General features: G+C 56.7%; 13 protein-coding genes and 2 pseudogenes. 2 read left to right on the top strand and 13 right to left on the bottom strand.

What is annotated here, in order from left to right; translation table 11 throughout:
* Position 1 precedes the first annotated feature (1 nt).
* From D1Y84_RS00645 to D1Y84_RS00630, 4 genes are all read right to left on the bottom strand, one after another.
* Entirely contained in the window at positions 2 to 3,154 is a 3,153-nt protein-coding gene (locus D1Y84_RS00645) for an efflux RND transporter permease subunit (protein WP_124846807.1), read from the bottom strand.
* Entirely contained in the window at positions 3,154 to 4,344 is a 1,191-nt protein-coding gene (locus D1Y84_RS00640) for an efflux RND transporter periplasmic adaptor subunit (protein ID WP_233580908.1), read from the bottom strand. The genes D1Y84_RS00645 and D1Y84_RS00640 overlap by 1 nt, the downstream gene beginning before the upstream one ends.
* 664 nt (positions 4,345 to 5,008) lie before the next feature.
* Entirely contained in the window at positions 5,009 to 5,656 is a 648-nt protein-coding gene (locus tag D1Y84_RS00635) for a response regulator transcription factor (RefSeq protein ID WP_124846806.1), read from the bottom strand.
* Positions 5,653 to 6,900 (bottom strand): sensor histidine kinase, encoded by a 1,248-nt coding sequence (locus tag D1Y84_RS00630; protein ID WP_233580906.1) that lies wholly within the window; start codon positions 6,898 to 6,900, stop codon positions 5,653 to 5,655. The genes D1Y84_RS00635 and D1Y84_RS00630 overlap by 4 nt, the downstream gene beginning before the upstream one ends.
* A gap of 310 nt (positions 6,901 to 7,210) precedes the next feature.
* Here D1Y84_RS00630 and D1Y84_RS18790 point away from each other — a divergent pair.
* Positions 7,211 to 7,345: pseudogene (locus tag D1Y84_RS18790) on the top strand (hypothetical protein); the annotation flags it as partial.
* A 187-nt stretch (positions 7,346 to 7,532) separates the two neighbouring features.
* On the opposite strand, the gene D1Y84_RS00620 reads toward D1Y84_RS18790, so the two are convergent.
* From D1Y84_RS00620 to D1Y84_RS00605, 4 genes are all read right to left on the bottom strand, one after another.
* Positions 7,533 to 7,904 carry a YidH family protein gene (locus tag D1Y84_RS00620; protein ID WP_124846804.1) on the bottom strand — a complete coding sequence of 124 codons (372 nt, stop codon included), beginning with the start codon at positions 7,902 to 7,904 and terminating at the stop codon, positions 7,533 to 7,535.
* A 104-nt stretch (positions 7,905 to 8,008) separates the two neighbouring features.
* Positions 8,009 to 8,743, bottom strand: a complete 735-nt coding sequence (locus D1Y84_RS00615) for a substrate-binding domain-containing protein (RefSeq protein ID WP_124846803.1) — start codon at positions 8,741 to 8,743, stop codon at positions 8,009 to 8,011.
* Positions 8,744 to 8,787: 44 nt separating this feature from the next.
* Complete coding sequence (locus D1Y84_RS00610; RefSeq protein ID WP_124846802.1) at positions 8,788 to 9,864, bottom strand: sulfite oxidase; 1,077 nt, start codon at positions 9,862 to 9,864, stop codon at positions 8,788 to 8,790.
* A gap of 61 nt (positions 9,865 to 9,925) precedes the next feature.
* The gene (locus tag D1Y84_RS00605) at positions 9,926 to 11,314 is read right to left on the bottom strand and encodes an FAD/NAD(P)-binding protein (protein WP_158615243.1); all 1,389 of its coding nucleotides are present in this window, start codon (positions 11,312 to 11,314) and stop codon (positions 9,926 to 9,928) included.
* A gap of 226 nt (positions 11,315 to 11,540) precedes the next feature.
* Between D1Y84_RS00605 and D1Y84_RS00600 the strand changes: the two genes are divergently transcribed.
* Positions 11,541 to 12,233, top strand: coding sequence for a hypothetical protein (locus D1Y84_RS00600; protein WP_124846800.1), 693 nt, complete (start codon positions 11,541 to 11,543; stop codon positions 12,231 to 12,233).
* Between the two features lie 584 nt (positions 12,234 to 12,817).
* On the opposite strand, the gene D1Y84_RS18785 is transcribed toward D1Y84_RS00600, so the two are convergent.
* From D1Y84_RS18785 to D1Y84_RS00580, 5 genes and pseudogenes are all read right to left on the bottom strand, one after another.
* Positions 12,818 to 13,000, bottom strand: a complete 183-nt coding sequence (locus D1Y84_RS18785) for a hypothetical protein (protein ID WP_370245680.1) — start codon at positions 12,998 to 13,000, stop codon at positions 12,818 to 12,820.
* Between the two features lie 18 nt (positions 13,001 to 13,018).
* Positions 13,019 to 13,438 carry a hypothetical protein gene (locus D1Y84_RS00595; protein ID WP_124846799.1) on the bottom strand — a complete coding sequence of 140 codons (420 nt, stop codon included), beginning with the start codon at positions 13,436 to 13,438 and terminating at the stop codon, positions 13,019 to 13,021.
* Positions 13,439 to 13,515: 77 nt separating this feature from the next.
* Positions 13,516 to 14,543: pseudogene (locus D1Y84_RS00590) on the bottom strand (YhcG family protein).
* A 66-nt stretch (positions 14,544 to 14,609) separates the two neighbouring features.
* Complete coding sequence (locus D1Y84_RS00585) at positions 14,610 to 15,575, bottom strand: site-specific integrase (protein WP_124846798.1); 966 nt, start codon at positions 15,573 to 15,575, stop codon at positions 14,610 to 14,612.
* 611 nt (positions 15,576 to 16,186) lie between these two features.
* Positions 16,187 to 17,263 (bottom strand): YhcG family protein, encoded by a 1,077-nt coding sequence (locus D1Y84_RS00580; RefSeq protein WP_124846797.1) that lies wholly within the window; start codon positions 17,261 to 17,263, stop codon positions 16,187 to 16,189.
* Between the last annotated feature and the right edge of the window lie 91 nt (positions 17,264 to 17,354).

Raw genomic sequence — 17,354 nt, 5'->3', positions numbered from 1 at the left:
GCTATGCTGACTCCTGTGGGTTTGCGGTGCCACGACGCTCTATCGTCCCATGCACCAGCAAGTACACCGCCGGGACCAGGAAGACAGTGACCGCGACGGAGAGAGCAAGGCCGCCGATGATCGCCCTAGCAAGGGGTGCATACTGTTCGCTACCTGCTTCGAGGCCAAGAGCCATCGGAATCATGCCAAGGAGAGTGGCCAACGAAGTCATCAGGATTGGACGCAGACGAATCTTGCAGGCTTGCACTACGGCATCGACCATGTTGTTTCCCTGGCCGCGCAGAACGCCCGAGAACTCGACGATCAAAATGCTGTTAGAGACAACGATGCCGGTCATCATGATGACACCCATCAGTGACATGACATTGAGAGTCGCACCGGTAAAGAGCAAAATCATGACCACGCCGGCAAGCCCAGGTGGGATAGCCATCAGAATAATGAACGGTTCAATAAAGGACTTGAACTGCGCCATTAGGATGAGGTACACCAAGGCTACGGAGAGCAGCAGTCCTAAGCCAAAACGCTCGAACGAGTTGTTCATGCTTTGCACCGCTCCGTGAACGGTGATCCGCGTGCCTTTGATCGTGTGTGCTACTGCGATCGTCTGGTTGACCTGCTTGCTGATAAGGTTCAGCGCTTCCGTTTTCGGCTGCACATAGACGTCGATCACGCGCCGAAGTTGATAGTGATCGACCTCCGTGGGCGTATCGATCTTTCTTGTGAAAACGACCGAGCGTAAAGGCGTGTACGCAGAGGAGCCCACTCCGCGCAGGGGAATGTCCTGCAGCTCTTCCATGTTCATCGTGCCGATTTGCTTAGTGGAGTATTGCACGGTCAGCATGTAGTTGTTGCCAGTCTCGGGATCGATCCAGTAGCTCGGCGCGATCACGCCGTTCGATGTAAGCGCGGTGATCACGTTGTCGACCACGTTCTTTGGGGAAAGGCCGATGAGACTAGCTCGCTGTCGGTCAATGTCGAGTTCAAGTCCCGGATACTTCAAGTCCTGGGGGATGTATACCTGACTGACAGTGCTCAGGCTACGCAGCTGGTTGGCAAGTTGCTTGGCTGTGGCAAATGCTGTGTCCTGATTATTCGAGCTGATCTGGATATCGAGTGGTGCAGGCAGCCCTTGGTTTACTACAGAATCGATGAGTCCGCCAGCCTGAAAATAGGTGCCTACCTCAGGCATTTCCGATGCAAGCCGGGCCCGGACGCGGTCGATGTACGCATAGCTTCCAACTGTCTGACCTTCTTTGAAAGAAACCTGGATGAAGCCCGTATCCATGGAGGCATTGGGCGTGTAGATCGCTGAGAGATCGGGAGTGATGCCGATATTGGAGACGATCATGTCGAGGTCCTTGGGAGCAATGACCTGACGAATGATATTTTCTATGCGCGCCACATACTGATCGCTAACTTCGATGCGTGTACCGCTTGGCATTTTGACGTTGACCACGAACTGCCCTGGATCTGTTCTCGGGAAGTACGAACGGCCAACAAAAGGGCTCAGCGCAAGCAGGATGAGTGCAATGCTGCCGAGAAGCACAGCAGTTGTCCAGCCCGGGTGCCTGAGCACGCGATATGCCAACGTCTCGTAGGCCGCAAGCATCTGCTGAAACTCGCCGTTGAACCATACGACGAATCGTTTGAAGATATTTGGCTTCTTCTCGGCGTTGTCGTCCTTGTGTATCCGAATGAACTTGGCGCAAAACAGCGGAACCACTGTCATCGAGAAAAGGTAGGACGCAAAGATCGAGAACACGACCGCGAGTGCCAGGTCCGTAAAGATGTACTTACTGACTCCACTCAGCAAGAAGACCGGGAAGAATACGATGGAAGTCGTCGAGGTAGCGGCGAGCACCGGCAGGGCCACTTCTATGCCCCCTTCTCGTGCTGCTTCCTCGGGCTCCTTTCCTTCCTCCATGAAGCGAAAGATGTTTTCTAAAACGACCACCGAATCATCGATGAGCCGCGAAAAGGCGAGTGCCAGTCCGCCAAGTAGCATTGTGTTGATCGTGCCACCCATGCCGCTGATCAGCAGCAGGCAGGTCAACGCCGAAAGCGGGATGGAAAGAAGCACTGCGATCGTTGCCCGGGGATTGCCAAGAAAGACCAGGATCATGATGCTGGTCAGAAAGAGGCCAATGCCTGCTTCCTTCAACAGATTATGGATCGCAGTTTTGACGAATTTGGATTGATCAAACACTACAGCCGTCTTAAGAGAATCTGGGATATCTACCAGGTGCTTGATGGCCGCCCGCATCCCGTTCACTATCTGGATTGTGTTGCTCTTGCCGCCCTGCTTCAAGACCGGGACATACACAGAATGTTGTCCGTCGATACGAACGATGTTGGTCTGAAGCGCGCCTGAGTCTTCAGCGTGACCGATGTCTCCTACCAGCACTGATGCATTGCCTTCAGACTTGAGCGGCATGGAGTTCATCTCCTCCGCATTTGGCATCTGGCTGTTGGCGTAGATGTTGTAATCCTTCGTGCCGATGCGAACATCGCCGGCGGGGAGGATGAGGTTCGATTGGTTCACACCATCCACCACATCCATCAGGCTCATGTTGTGTGCTTCCAGCTTGAGCGGGTCGACATACACTTGTATTTGTCGATATCGACCACCAAACGGCTGCGGCACCGAGGCCCCCTGCACATTTGCGATCTGGTTACGTACCTGGAATTGCGCCAGGTCCTTCAGCTGCGTTTGGTTCAGCCCTTTTCCCTTCAAGGTGACAAGGCAGACCGGCTCACTCGATGCCGTCATACCGAGAACGACAGGAGGCAGCGTTCCGGGCGGCAATCTCCGTAGATCGGCCATCGCGAGGTTTGAGATGTTGCTCAGCGCCGCATTTCCGTCGGTGCCCGGATTAAAGTAAATCTTTACGAGGCTGACCCCGGTAAGCGAACGTGACTCGATATGATCGATGTTCGCGCCAAGCGTAAAGAAGCGTTCGAAGGTGTCCGTAATGTCGGCTTCAATCTGCTGTGGCGGCATGCCGGAGTAAAAGGTAGCAACTACAACCACCGGGATATCGATCTTGGGAAACAGGTCTACCGGCATGGTTGTGACGTTCACGACGCCCACGACCAGCACCATCAGGCAAAGCATGATGATGAAAAAGGGATAGCGAAGGGCAAAGGTTGGCATTAGTTCTCGCTCCCTTTCCGTGCGCTCTGGTCGGTCGCTGGCTGCGAAGCCTGCTGCGCGGCCTGAGGATCAATCATGCCGCCTTCTTCATGCATGATGTCGCTCGTTGGTTCATGCTCAAGCCGCGGTGTCACCTGCTTTCCATCTTTGTTGCCGCTTGCATCACCGAGCACGACACGATCTCCTTCCTGCAAACCGCTCACCACCTCCGCCAGTAGCGAGCCGCGAAGACCGACGTGGATATTGCGAGTCGCGAGCCGGTTCGTCGCGTCAAGAACGCGGACCGTGCCGGTGGCCCCGTCACCCTGGATCGCGCCGAGTGGAATCGTCAGGATGTTTTCGCGATGAGCCAGCTGCAGATAAGTGTTGGCATACATACCGGGCGTGATACTGAGGTCCTTGTTCGGCACGTCGACCTCGGTCTGCATGGTGCGCGTATCAAGGCTCACGTCACGGGTAAACCGGACGATTTTGCCCGTGATGGAGCGGCCAAGCGCATCCACCCTTATCTGCATGGAATCGCCGACATGGACGTACTCGACTGCGTCTTCAGGCACAGGAACACGTAAACGCAGTAGGTCGCTCTGCGAAAGCTTGACCAAGGGAAGGCTTTGTACGTCCGAACTCGTTCCTGCCTGGATGAGTGCACCGGTGTCAGCGTAGCGCCAGAGAATGACGCCGTTGAGCGGTGCGGTAACGGTGGTATACGACTGAAGTGCGCCGACACGTTCCTTATCCGCGGTGGCAGCGTCGGCCCCTTGGCGAGCAGCCGCAAGTCCAGCCTGCGCGGAGTCGACCTGCGCGGCCGACGCGTCGGCTTGCGCACATGCGTTATCGAGCTCCTGCTGCGCGATCAATCCGGGCTGCGCCCTTGCAGCCTGAACAAGGCGGTCATAGTTAGCCTGCAGCGCCGCGTGCTGCGCCTCTGCCCGACTCACATCATGCTGCGCCTGTGCAATCTGGTCCTGGCTACGTAGAGCTTCAGACTGCGTGCCGCGATACTGCGCATTCAGCTCAGGTACTTCAAGCGTTGCAAGTGTCTCGCCTGCATGGACACGATCGCCTATATCCACGTTAATGCGGCGGATGTAACCCGAAACTTTTGCGTGGACTTCAACCACCTGGTAGGGCTGAAACTGGCCCGCTACGCTGAGCACATGAGAGATAGAGCCACGCTGCACAGCACTCACAGCCACTGCTGGAGGAACTTCGGGAGCGCTATTAGAGCGCGCATCGGAGTGACAACCAACGACCAGCAGCATGCTGGCCGCTGGAGGCAGGAGAAAGCGCAACACAGACGCGTTGCGAATCGTTCGCATAGGAGTTGACCATAGGCGAAGCACTGCTTCGCAATCTTGTACTTAGGATGCTGTAGCGATTTTTAGATCGCAGCCACTAGACGTATAAGAATGCAGGGGGCGGAGGACGCCGAAATAAGGCCTGAGCTCGGCTCGGCTTCATTAAGCTATGCCGGGAGGTAAGTCGCACCCTTTCCAAAATTCGGGTGGGAAATATCGCGAAAGCGAACAAAGCTGACAGGATCAGGATGGGAGTCAGAACAGGCGTAGGCTGAGCCAGTTGGTGCGCCGGCGTAGTCAAGCGCTCTTCGGGAGAAAGCAGCTTAGCTGCAGGCTCTTGGGCAGACGACTGGGTTGTAGGATGGTATAGAGAAAGCTTGTAGTGAAGCCCCCAACTGAAGACGGCAGAGCTCAGCAACAACATCAAAGTGACGAAGAGAAGGCGCGACTGCAGGGATCTTCGCTCTGTCGAGGATGCGTTCATAAACCGTCCAGTGGGGCTAGTCTATCGCAAATGTCACACAGCGCCTGAATCCGATTTTGATCAGGTTCCCGATTAAGAAATGACACCCTTCCGCACGGCATAGAGGATCAGCTCCGGGACACTGTGAAGATTCAACTTCTGCAGGATGTTTCCGCGGTGGGTCTCTACGGTGTACACGCTCAAGCCGAGCAGTGCCGCGACGTCTTTGTTGCTTTGGCCCTCAGCGATGAGCTGCAGCACCTCCCGCTCTCTCGCCGAAAGTAGCTCATAGCTATCTTCAAGACCGCGATCACGCATCTGGCGCACGTAATCTTCAACCAGCAACGCGCTGACGGACGGGCTAAAGAAAGCTTTTCCCGCATGGACGGTTCTGATCGCCGCCATGAGATCTGCTTCAGCGGATTCCTTCACCAAATACCCTCGCGCTCCTGCCTTTAATGCACGAAGCACGTAGGCTTCGTCACTGTGCATGCTAAGCATAATGACGCGTGTCTTCGGATGTTTCAAAACAATCTGGGAGGTAGCTTCCGTCCCATTCAGCATCGGCATGCCGATGTCAGTGACGACAACGTCTGGAGTTGTATCATCCACGACCCGAAGCAGCTCGCGCCCGTCACCCGCTTCACCGACGACCTCGAAGTCACGCTGGCGGTCTAGAAGTGATCTCAGTCCGGCTCTAAGCACGGTATGGTCGTCTGCAAGTGCGATATGAATCGTCACATCAATTCCCTTTCTGCCATCACAGGGAGCGGAAGCGTGACATGGATGTATGTTCCCTTGCCCATAAGAGACGTTACCTGCACATGGCCCGAAAGCCGTCCGACTCGCTCTTCAATGCCAAGCAGCCCCATACCTTTTTCTGACGCCGGACTGAATCCCTTGCCATTGTCTTCGATCGTCAACACCAGCGCATCGTCTGCCCACTTGAACACGACAACAGCAGATGCGGCACAAGCATGCTTGACGATGTTGTGCAAAGCTTCCTGCACGATGCGGTAAATACAGGTTCGGTATGCATTTGGCAGCGACTCGCTGTTATCGTCTGCTTTGACCCTTACAGCTAGTCCCGATCTTCGAGCTACCTCGCGTCCCTGCCACCGCAGGGCCGGAACCAGGCCTAGGTCGTCGAGCATGGAAGGGCGCAGCATCAGGGCGATATCCCGGATCGAACGCATACTTCCTTCGAGTTCCAACTTGACACGCGCAAGCTGAGCCTTTGTTCCGTCGTCGTCGATCATTTCGTTCTGTATGCGACTGAGCTCAACGAGTGCTGCCGCCATCGTCTGTCCGAATGCGTCATGAAGCTCACGCGATAGGGTACGCCGCTCTTCTTCCTGAGCATGCTCGAGCTGGGTCGCAAAATGCCGGAGTTCGGTTCGAGCCTGTACAACGTTGGCATATTGTGTCTCGGCATAGCGCTCTGTTCTTCTTATCCGGTAGGACATACCAACGATCAGCGCCAGCACGACAGCCAGCGAGAGTGATGAGGAGAGAAGCACTTCACCTTGCAATCGATGCTGCTCGGCCTGAATTCGTGTCTCGGCACGGTCCTGCTGTTCTCGGTTCAACGCGCTGATCTGGCGAGCGATGTGCCTGATCTGCCTTCGGCCAGTCGACCCTGCCGCTTGCTGTACCGACGGTGGAAGCTTTCCGTTCTGCTCACGGATGTTGGGTAGAGAGTCCCAGTACTCGTCGATGGAACTCTTTAGTTCGGTGAGCTGCTGCTTTGTAGCTCCCTCGCCACTTGCTTCGAGGGATTTGCCGATTTCTGCAAGAACCTCGTTAGCCTCAAGATGCGCTACAGGTAATTCGCTCGCATCCATGGCGCGGTCGCTTCCGCTGGCCGGCGACAGGGCAGATCGAACCATTAGTCCCCGCAGCGTATCCAGTAAATGCGATCTTTGGCGGAAGGCATAAATGACCGCATCGCTCCTGACAGCAGTCTTGCGAAGTGAGTAGATCACATCCGCTGTGCCAATACACAGTACCGCCAAGATGAAGGCGAGCGGTGCTCCTGCCAGCAGCTAACGTTTGCCTCCAGTGCGCAACTACAGCAGCAGTGCTGTGTCATAAACGAAACACATGCAATCGAGCTCCTCACCCGGAAAGTAGGTATGTTATGTTCAAGAAAGTCGCCGCCGTCGTCCTGTTTGCTTCGCTCGTACCCATCGCCTCGCAGGCGCAGGTCGCGATCCGCATCGGCCCCCCGCCGCCAGTTGTCGAGCACTATGGTCCCCGCCGCGTCCCGGATACGTCTGGCAGCGCGGCTATCACAGGTGGGATGGACAGCGTTATGTCTGGACACAGGGACGTTGGGGTCGCCCTCCCCGTGCCGGCGCCATCTGGGTTCCCGGCAACTATGATCGCTGGCATGGTGGCTACCGGTATCACGCTGGGTACTGGCGTTAGATCTGCGGAAAGCATCGCCAGCCAGTGAATACATCGATAGCTGGCAACGTAGCAGACCGCACCTTGGGAGCGGTCTGCTGCGTGTGATCTGAACTTCGCATGGGTTCTGTTTCAAACGGAAAAGCGCCGAACAGCTGATCAGGCTTGATCGTTCATCCCTTGCAGCTCTCGCGAATGGGCAATTTCGTTAACGAAGGACCAAAAGGAAGATCGCCATGCCAAGGCCAATGGCGGCAAGTAAGAGCGCGAGCACTACCGCATTCATAGAAAGGCCAGGTTCCCACGTTCCGGTCTGCAGCCTGCGGATTGTACGGACGTGGTATGCAACTGCGGCTATGTTTACGATGACGCCAAGCATGACAAGTGATACGCCTGAATACACGGAAACACCTGTGGAGTGAAGCGGAAGATTGGAGCCGAGGTGGATCTGGCGCAAGAAGAGTCCGAATCGGGACACCGCAAAACCGATGCCCATCAATCCAAGGCCAGTACGAAGCCACGCTAGAAAAGTACGTTCTGCCGCGAAGTAAATTCTGGGATCTTCATGGGCTTCAGGCATGTCTTATCTCAGGGCCTCTTCTGCATAAATGTGCCAGGTCTTCACTGCGCATACAAAAGTGACATGTGAAGCCTGAGCATGGATCCAATATCCCGAGAAGAGCTTCACTGCCAACCCGCATGAATGAACACGCTATGACAAGCGGGAGTTCGGAGTTGAGCAAGGAAGGCTTTCGCTTCGGCCTTTAAGGTGGACCGCTGTGTGAAGGCGATTGGCGTGCCACGATAGATGCGCATCTCCGGCGGTAGGCGCACAAGCGCAGCTTCTTGTGGCATTCGCTGCTGCCAGGATTCATAGGTGATCCACGCATCAAGCTGTGGCCTCGTTGCCCACGCATGCATTCCCTCGGCGCTCGTAGCAACCGTCATAGCTATGTTCCTTTGCAAGCCATCAATGAGACCAGACCTTCCGGCTATGTCTTCCCAGAGTCCAAGTTGACCGGCACCGCTCACATCGAGCAGATGGATACCAGGCTTCGCAAGGTCTGCGAGTGTCTGGATATGCTTAGGGTTTCCAGGGCGTACCAGGATGCCCGCAGTGCGCTTGTAGAGATCTGTGCGACTACCCGCCAGCAGAAAGCCGGGATGCTCCATGTCGAACTGGGTCAGCATGTACTCCGCGCCCCCATAGATCACGTCTCCATCCATCTGTGCCGCCGCAAACCACTGCTTTTCAGGGCCACCTGTCACGATGACAGGATGATGGGTCTGTGCCGTGTATTGAGCAGCACAGGCCTGCATGGGTGCAAGCGGTCCACCCGGACCATAGACGTGAAGCGTTTGCGCGAAAGCGCCCGCTGCATAGGACAGCGCACAGATCGCGACAACAGCCTTCTTCATTCTCTTGCTGTTCCAAGTAAAGCAGTGGGCGCTAGTTGTTCGAGTCATCGCACCACCACTTCTATGGGGAACGTGTGATGGATCACATACGTGCCAAAACGCTTGTCGTGTTCCTCTGGTTGGGTGTTGCCCGCGTTGTCTGTTGCTCTAGATCGCAGCATGTATACGCCTTTTTCCTCTGGGACGGTCCAGGCAAACTCCCACCTGCGCCATGCGAATGGCTGCGGCTCGTCCAGGAAACGGACCGGCTGCCACGATGTCCCATCGTCAACTGAAAGCTCAGTCGCTGTGACGATGTCACCGCCCCAGGATGCGCCAGACACCATGTAGCTTTGCCCTGCGGTAAGCACTTCGCGGGTGCGTGGCCGGGCAATCGCCGACTTGATTGCCATCGCGCCGAGCGCCAAGCGTACCGGGTTTCCATCCTGGTACTCCCAGTATCCATAATCCGAGGTCTGCCAATAGCCCTGGAACGGCTTGTCAACAACACGGATGGCAGTGAGCCATTTCACTGAAGCCATGCCGTAGTGACCTGGCACAATCGCTCGCACTGGGAAGCCGTGGTCAGCTGAAAGCTCTTCTCCATTCATGGCCCATGCGATCACGGTGTCGGCTGCTTTTGCAAGCGAGATGCTTCGCGCGTACTGGGTATCTCCGGGTGGTACCGGCTCTTCCTTTGGCTTCCCCTTATCGGCTGCCTCAAACACGACTTCGCATGCATCCGGGTCAAGTCCCGCCCGTTCAAGCAGCGTCACAAGCGGCACTCCGGTCCACTGCGCCGTACTGACGGCACCGAGCTGCCACTGCGCACCTTTTACCTGCGGCACAAGAAAGATCCGCCCGTTGCCCGCGCATTCAAGCGTCGCTGGTCGAGTCACGGATGGCATGGCAAGCAAATCTTTATAGCTCAACGAAAAAGGCCTCTGCACAGCACCTGAGATGGACAGTTCAAAGGTGTCTCGGGTGAGCGCAGGAGCCTTGAAGTGACTCCGTATATAGAAAAGATCGTTCGGCGTGAGGAACTCGTCCAACTGATCGAATGGATACTCGAGATTGACTGGTTCACGCTCTCGGATGATGAGGCCCGGGTTTGCGTCATGGGGTGCCATCTTTGCAGCCATTGCATTCTCCTTTGAGATGGTTATACATTCGTCGCACTCAGTGATGAGGCGCAGCTCGAAGCTATGCTGCCTGCTCTGACTTCGTGAGATGGGGGCAGGTCGCCATCAGCAGCGAATCCTCAGAGGAATTACTTTTTAGGCGATCTGCAAGGAGCGCGGCCATTTCCACTGCCTGCATTCTAAGCTCCGGAATAGCAATGGATTCGAGCAACGTGCCGAGGCGGCCCGGACCCAAGTTGAATAGCTTCTCTGAGATCTTGCCATCCGCGCCGATCAGGGCACCAAGGCGGGTCGTATGGAAGCCACCGCCCAGCGCACCGGAGCTGGCAAGCCCCTGAGCGAATAGGTTCTGTAATAAGGCGGAGTCGACACCCCTGTAGTTCATGTTGGGACCTGTGCAATTGATCACTCGACCAGTCTTGATCGTCTCCAGCACGCCGCCCTTGCGAATCATGACTATCGCACCGGATGCGTGATTCTCCACGCCAGCTAGACGTCCCTCTCGCAGTATCAGTGTGCCCGCGGCTAGTTCAGCTTCGATCACATCTGCGATCGATGGTGCCATGCGATGACGCACCACATCCCAGCGACGTTGCAGGTGTCGGCGGAATCGTACCTGCTCGTGGCGCGGCAACTCCATCCACAAATCGTTCGTCGTCGCACGAAGACTATCGATCGCTGCGCGCCAGGCTACCCCGTTGCGGATCACCTGACGTAAAGCTCGTAAATACTCGAGGCATGTGGGTGTTGTTCCGTCAGGGATGGCACAATCAAGGGAAGGTTCGTATGCGGCATGGTGCTTCGGGAATACACCATGGCGTGAGATCGCAGTGATCGTGCCGCGATGACCCGCCTCTCGCAACCGCAAAAGCACATCCACCCCGGTCAGCCCTGTTCCGATCAACGTCACTCCCGAGTCAGGGTCAAGCTTGCTGTAGGTCGCGGCACCCCAGGCGTCATGCGCGTAGGCTCCCGTTGCACGCGCGGTGTCCGTGATGCCATGCAAAGGTGCCGGGGCGAAGTTCCCAGTGGCCAGCACAACCAAATCGGCCCACAGGGTGGCCCCATCGCTCAGGGTGAGAACCGCTCCAGGCTTGGCATCGCGATAACTGACCACCTCCGCTTGCACCTGCTCCACGCCGCGCACGGTTGCCATCAGAGAGCTGATGTAGCGTCCAAACACGGCACGCGGCGCAAACGTCGCAGCTGTCGCCTGCGGGTCGTAGTGGGTGCGTAGCCACTGCAGAAAATGCTCGGGCTCCGCAGGAAATGCGCTGATTTTGCCTGCTGGCACATTCAGCAGATGACGCAGTGTCGGTGTGGAGTAAGCAAGGCCAAATCCCAGCTGGGCTCGCGGTTCGATGACGAACACACGCGCGTTAACCCGCTGCTGGATGAGGTGGAATGCCGTGAGGGCGCCGCTTACCCCGCCCCCGATGATCGCGATCACTTTGCTCTGCCGTCTGCTCATGGCTTAAACCTAGGTGCTTCTGAGCTTCCTGAGAATTCGCAAATGTTAATACGCCATAAGCAAAACTTTGATCCAGCCGCTCTTGATGTGGAACCCGCTCTCAATTTTCCTTATGGGGTATCACTTTTACTTCTTGGACGCAGCTTTAGCGCGCGGTTGACACTGGATCTCGACAAGGAGAACGACCATGACAAACAAGACGCGCATGCGCACCATCGCTTCACTCGCACTCACCGCAATTGCCTGCTGTATCCCTGCTCTTCCCCTCCGAGCGGAGCTGCATTCGCAATCGAAGGAGCTTATTGTCATGGAGCCGCATGACCTTCCTGAGCAGGCTCAAACTCCCGGCAATTCCTTCTTCCTCCATGCTGATTCGGCCGGCAACACCTACCTGTATGTGGAGCAGCAGCAGGGCGCGCGTCTCACCGTGTTTGACGTCACTGACTCAGCTCGCATACGAGTCGTGACCTCGACCCCGCTCAACGTCCCAGGTGCTTTCGACTTCGTTCGCCCTCTTGATGGCGATGCTGAGCTGATCCGCTTTCGCGATGAGAAGGGTGTTGCGGTTCTCGATCTGCATAAGGCAAAGCTGCCAAGCCTGCACATGGTGCCAGCACTCGTCGACCCGGGACAGACCGTGTCCCTTGGCGAGACAGGTTTTCTAGGCGTGGACGAACCCTACAGCTATGTTCGCGCTGTGCCTCGCGACTTCCAGGTTGTCGACACGTCGTCTCCGATGAGCCCAGCCCTGCTCACCACCGTCAAACAGGTCAAGCACCGCGTCGTGAAAGATGACACAGGCACGACCTTTCTTCTCGGGATCGATGGCTTAACCATCATTCGCCGGATGAGCGTGGAGAACGAACACAAAACCGTATTAGATGAGCAGCGAAACTAAGCTGATCGACCGAAGATCTGGAGCTTGCTTAGCGTTGCTGTCAGTCCGTACCAGATTTCCCTGAATCGATTGGCATCGTGCGCCTCAAACGACGTCTGAGGCGCACGATCATATTTGTTTCAGTAAGTTCACATTTTTGGTTCCAATTTGATGGTGCAAGTTGGCTTCTCAATGTTTGAAGTTGTCTCCGTCTCTTCGGCGTGGTCGCAGTCTTTCTGGGGCAGTGACACGACTGCAAGGAGCTGGCGCAACCCCGGCGAAACGGAGCGACGCCCGAGTACGGGACGGAATATCCAACCAACGACGAGTTCGCCGCCCTTGGTCATGCTGTCGTTTGTGACAATCTCTGTCGTCTATATTTTGGAATTGTTTGTCGCATTCAAGTCTCTGTTTACGCGGATCGAGGACTATGAAGTGAGACACAATCAATGTCACAAGGAAAGCTCGGTACGAGCGAGACGAGGAATAAGCTCTAATCTGTGAACCACTTACCAGCTTATCGCCAACTCCGATCCTAGAAGCAGAGTCCAGTAGACGCTGCTCGCGAGAGCCTGGTCTTTGGCACCACCGTAAGGTCGTATCCTTCAATACGACAGATAATTCCAAAATATAAACGACGTAGATTTTCTCAACTGACACGTCACCGTCATCAACGCCCGCGCATCATCCGGGTTGAATGCAGCAAGGTCGGCGGCCGTCTGGACACCCAATCTGGAGAGCTTTGCCGCCGATGCTCCACCGATGCCCCAGACCTCATCGACGGGCACGGTAGGCAGCAACTCCGCTCAGACCGCAGCCGAGCGCAAATCACAGACGCCGCCATACCCCGGACGTTTCTTGGCGATGAAGTTGGCGACCTTCGCGAGCGTTTTTGTGGAGGCGATCCCGACGCACGTCGGGATGCCCACCCAACGTTGAACGCGGTCGCGAAGATCACGCGCGAGAGATTCCACTTCCCTTTCGCGGAACTCACCTAGGTTCAGGAAGCTTTCATCTATAGAGTACGTTTCGATGGTGGGCACCATCGACAGCAAAGTAGAAGACACTTTCTCCGAAAGGCTCCCGTAAAGCGAACAATTGCTGGAGAAGACTGCGATGTTCTCGCGTTTGATGATGTCCCGTATTTTGAAAACCGGGTCACCCATGGCCACCCACTGCCGGGCCTCCCAGTTATGTGGAATGGCATCACCAACATTGCTGAGCATTGTGCTTTAGATGGGCAACTGTCGCGGCTACCTTCCTCAATTCTGCTTAGCCGAGAAGCCGGAAGCCTACGCAGCGGTCATCCATCTGAAAGCTGATCCCGTTCTCGCTGCAGCTCCATCCTCAGTTCCTCTTCGGAGGGTAGAACTAGCCTGTAGCGGCTTGCGAACATCTGTTCGCTCTCGTGAAGCACGGAGTAGCGCACCACGGAGGCGTCTTTCTGTGTGCACAGGATGATTCCGACAGTTGGGTTGTCATCTGCACCACGCTTGAACTCGTCCATCATGCGAACGTACATGTCCATCTGGCCGATGTCCTGATGTGTCAACTCTCCGGACTTGAGATCGAACAGCACGAAGCACTCCAGCAGGAAGTTTAGAAAACCAGATCAACGTAGAAGTCCTTGCTTTCAGTGCTCAGCTTGTACTGCCTTCCCACAAACGCGAAGCCGCGGCCAAGCTCCAGGAGAAACCCTCGCAAATTGTCCAGCAGAGCGCGTTCGAGATCCGCTTCGAGCAAACGGCCGACTCCTGGGAGCCCGAGAAACTCCAGCATGACTGGATCACGGACGAAATCTCTCGGAGTCTGGAGGGGTGTAATCGCGCACATTGCCTCGTGTTCCACTGCCGGACGGTCGGAAGTCGCAAGCAGCCGCTCGTAGTATAGGGTATTGATCTGCCGCTCCAGCGCCCGGGTGGTCCAGCCCTGCGTAGCAGCTTCTGCCATGTACCAGGACCGAGCCGCTTCCTGCTCCACCTTGAGCAGCGTCCGGTAGTGGGTCCAGCTCAATTCAGGACGCAGTGCGTCGCGAATTGGAAAAGCCTGGTAGAAGACGCGCATGTGCCGAAGGTTCGAAACATCGAAGCCCTTCCCGAACTCTCGGCTGAGCGACTCAGCCAGCACCGGCAGAAGCCGAGTGCCGTATTCCGCGCGAACGGAACCACCTTGCTCAAACTCCACGATGTGCCGGCCGATTTCCCAACATGTCTGAACCTGGACTGCGTCCACGGCCCGCAGCACTCTCTGACGAGCGCTTTGGATGAGCGCACGGAGATCATGAAGGAGGCTCTCCGTACCACCACTCGATTTATTCAGATCGTTCGCCATCAGCTCCCACTATCGTAAGCGCCCCAGGTTGTCATGCACCGCACCTCGACATGCAGTCCCGGCTCGCTAGAGTCCCAGCTTTCCGGCCGGAGAATCGCGGAACAACTGCGCCTCACGGATGTAGCGCGACACGGTGTTCACGGACCGGTGCCCTGTCTGCCGCATGATGTCGAAGGCTGTCGCCCCATTACGAGCAGCCTGGGTCGCGAAACCTGCACGCAGCGAGTGACCCGCGAAAGCCGAGGGATCGAAGCCAGCGCGGGCGACCACCCGCTTCACGATGGCACCGACCGAATCCGGATGCAGCGTTGTGTTGCGGATATGCCCGCTGCGGCTGACCGGCCGGAACAGTGGCCCACCTGTGATGGCTGCTTCCCGGATCCAGGTGCCGAGCGCAGTGACGGGGCAGGTCTGGGCATGGCTGCCGCGCGGAATGGCGACGGCTCTTCCCTGCCCAGCCTGGTCGGTCTTCGAGCGACGGAGCGTCAGGACCGCGCCTTCGTCGACCCACGCTAGGTCTTCGAACTGAAAGGTGGCCAACTCCGAACGGCGGAATGCTCCGCTGTAGCCAACTAGCAGAAGCGCTCGGTCGCGTACGCCTCCCAGCCCTTCGTCGAGATGGGCCAGAACCTGGATGAGGTCGGCGGTGACGAGTGCCGTCTTGCCTGTTTGCCGGGTGCCCAGCTCCCGACGGATCCCCTGCAGGGTTTCGGCCACAATGGCATGCTCCATCTTGGCCGGCGTGGGATGCCCGGCGATCGCGTGTGCCTTGGTGATCGAGGTCAGCCGCCGCGTGATGGTGGCAGGTTTGTGGCTGGCGGCAAGCGCGACCAGGTAAAGGGCAACGGTGCCAGGCTCGGCCGGCAAGGCTGCGACCCCGCGGTGCTCGCACCAACCAAGGAAGTGTTCCCAGTCGGATCGGTAGGCCCGCAGGGTCGAGGGTGCTTTGGCGGCTTCGAGGTAAAGCTCCGCCTGTTCAAGCAGCGGGTCGGGTGCGGCCGCCAGAGCTGCGGCTACCTGTACGTCCAGCAAAGCGTGCTCTTCCTGCGGCGCAAGCTCATCCAAAGTGGTCCCCCGAGTGCTTTGAGCGTCCTTATGCGTCAAAACGCCTTCTGCGTACTGTACCACTCTCAACCTCTGAGAATGTCTTATTCTCAGAAGAACAACTGAGACCTACATCGCTCATTCCATTGCACTTACGATGCGGAAAAAGCGAGGGGAGTCCTCTACCGACTCAACAACGACACAATGCAATGGAACGCTGCGCGGCCGGACATGACAAAGTACTTGCTCAGAGACGCTGTCTCTCGCGCGCGCAAGGGGGCACCTTCATCTTCCGCGCTTCGCTTGTGCAGAGCGGCCGCGGCCGCTCTCCCTGAAAGGAATCCACCCCCTTGCACTTGCTACCTCTGCAGGCGTGGCCTAGGCCAAGGCGCGTTCGAGAACAAGCACAGCCAAACCACTCCAGAGCCGAAGCCGCCCATGAAGAAGTCAGCCAGCAGCAAGCACGCAACCACAAAGCCCAACCTCTACGAAACCGTTAGCAGCTGGGAACGAACTGCTGTTGGGTCATATGGATACCTGGCGCTCTCCCAAGCTGCTCGGAAGATTTGGACACGACCAGTGTGATGCGCGTACATGGCTCACAATGCAAGCTGCCGACGCCTCGCTTCTAATCTCTGCACGAGTTCATCTTCCGTGGGTAGAGTCAGCTGATATTCGCGGGCAACCACTTGATTTCCGAGATTGCCAAGAGAGTAGTGCGCGACGGCGGCATCCTGTTCGGAGCAGAGGATGAGACCGATCGGAGGGTTCTCATCCGGATTGGTCCAGTGCTCTCGGGCGTAGTTCAGATAGAGATTCATCTGACCTGCATCCGCGTGTGTAAACTTGCCAAGTTTTAATTCCACGATGATCAAGCTTCGCAGTCTGCGATGGAAAAAGAGCAGGTCGACTCGATACCACTCTGTCCCTACCTTCAGTCGCTTTTGACGGGCGATGAAGGCAAAATCATTGCCGAGCTCCAGGAGAAACTGCTCCAGTTCCCGGATCAATGCTTCTTCGAGATCCGCCTCTGAGTATTCATCCTTCAGATTCAGGAACTCGAGGACAAAAGGATCCTTGATCTCGAAGTTGACACTGCCTTCTGCACGCTCGCCCTTCGCTTGCTCAGTGCGGGAGCGCTGAAAGGAACGCGTTGCAATTTGCCGATCGAGTTGGCGGACTGACCAGCCTCCTCGAAGAGCCTCTTCTTCATAGTGCCGCCTGACAGTGAGCTCTGGTACAGAGAGTAGCCTTACATAGTGGGACCAGGAGAGTGGAAAAGTCGGCACGTGTCCAGGACTCGATTTCGCAGACGGTGTCTGCGAAATGCCGCGACCAACGTGATGACCAGAATCCGCAGACAGCGTCTGCGGATTGAACCACTGAAGATAAAACTGGCGCATCTGCTCCAGATTGCGTTCTGAGAATCCACGCCCGAGCTGATTTCGGAGATCCACGGACAGCCGCTTCAACAGTTCCGAGCCATAGGCCGCCCGCTCCTTGCCGCCCTGCTCAAACTCAACAAGGCGCCTACCCACCAACCAGTAAGTCGTCGTCAGGACGGCATTGACTGATTTCGCAGCGCTTTGCCGACCATTCAGGAGCAAGTCAGACACACTCTCCAGCAGTGCCTGATATGCGGTTGATACTTCGAGGCCTGACTTTCGATCCGGCAAAGTGGCTCCTTGTGAAAGCTGACAAGTCAACTCTACCGCGCTATTAGAGGTCCACCTGTTGTCCCCTGTGGCGGCAGTCTTCTGCTTGCAC

The sequence above is a fragment of the Acidipila sp. EB88 genome, from assembly GCF_003858395.1.
Taxonomy (GTDB): Bacteria; Acidobacteriota; Terriglobia; order Terriglobales; family Acidobacteriaceae; genus EB88.
The sequence above is the reverse complement of the archived record's forward strand: the minus strand, read 5'-3'. Positions and strand labels throughout refer to the sequence as shown.

Excerpts from the sequence above, each read along its gene's own strand:
- D1Y84_RS00610 (WP_124846802.1), bottom strand. The coding sequence starts at position 9,864 with ATGGCTGCAAAGATGGCACCCCATGACGCAAACCCGGGCCTCATCATC.
- D1Y84_RS00600 (WP_124846800.1), top strand. The coding sequence starts at position 11,541 with ATGCGCACCATCGCTTCACTCGCACTCACCGCAATTGCCTGCTGTATC.
- D1Y84_RS00620 (WP_124846804.1), bottom strand. The coding sequence starts at position 7,904 with ATGCCTGAAGCCCATGAAGATCCCAGAATTTACTTCGCGGCAGAACGT.
- D1Y84_RS00615 (WP_124846803.1), bottom strand. The coding sequence starts at position 8,743 with ATGAAGAAGGCTGTTGTCGCGATCTGTGCGCTGTCCTATGCAGCGGGC.
- D1Y84_RS00595 (WP_124846799.1), bottom strand. The coding sequence starts at position 13,438 with ATGCTCAGCAATGTTGGTGATGCCATTCCACATAACTGGGAGGCCCGG.
- D1Y84_RS00645 (WP_124846807.1), bottom strand. The coding sequence starts at position 3,154 with ATGCCAACCTTTGCCCTTCGCTATCCCTTTTTCATCATCATGCTTTGC.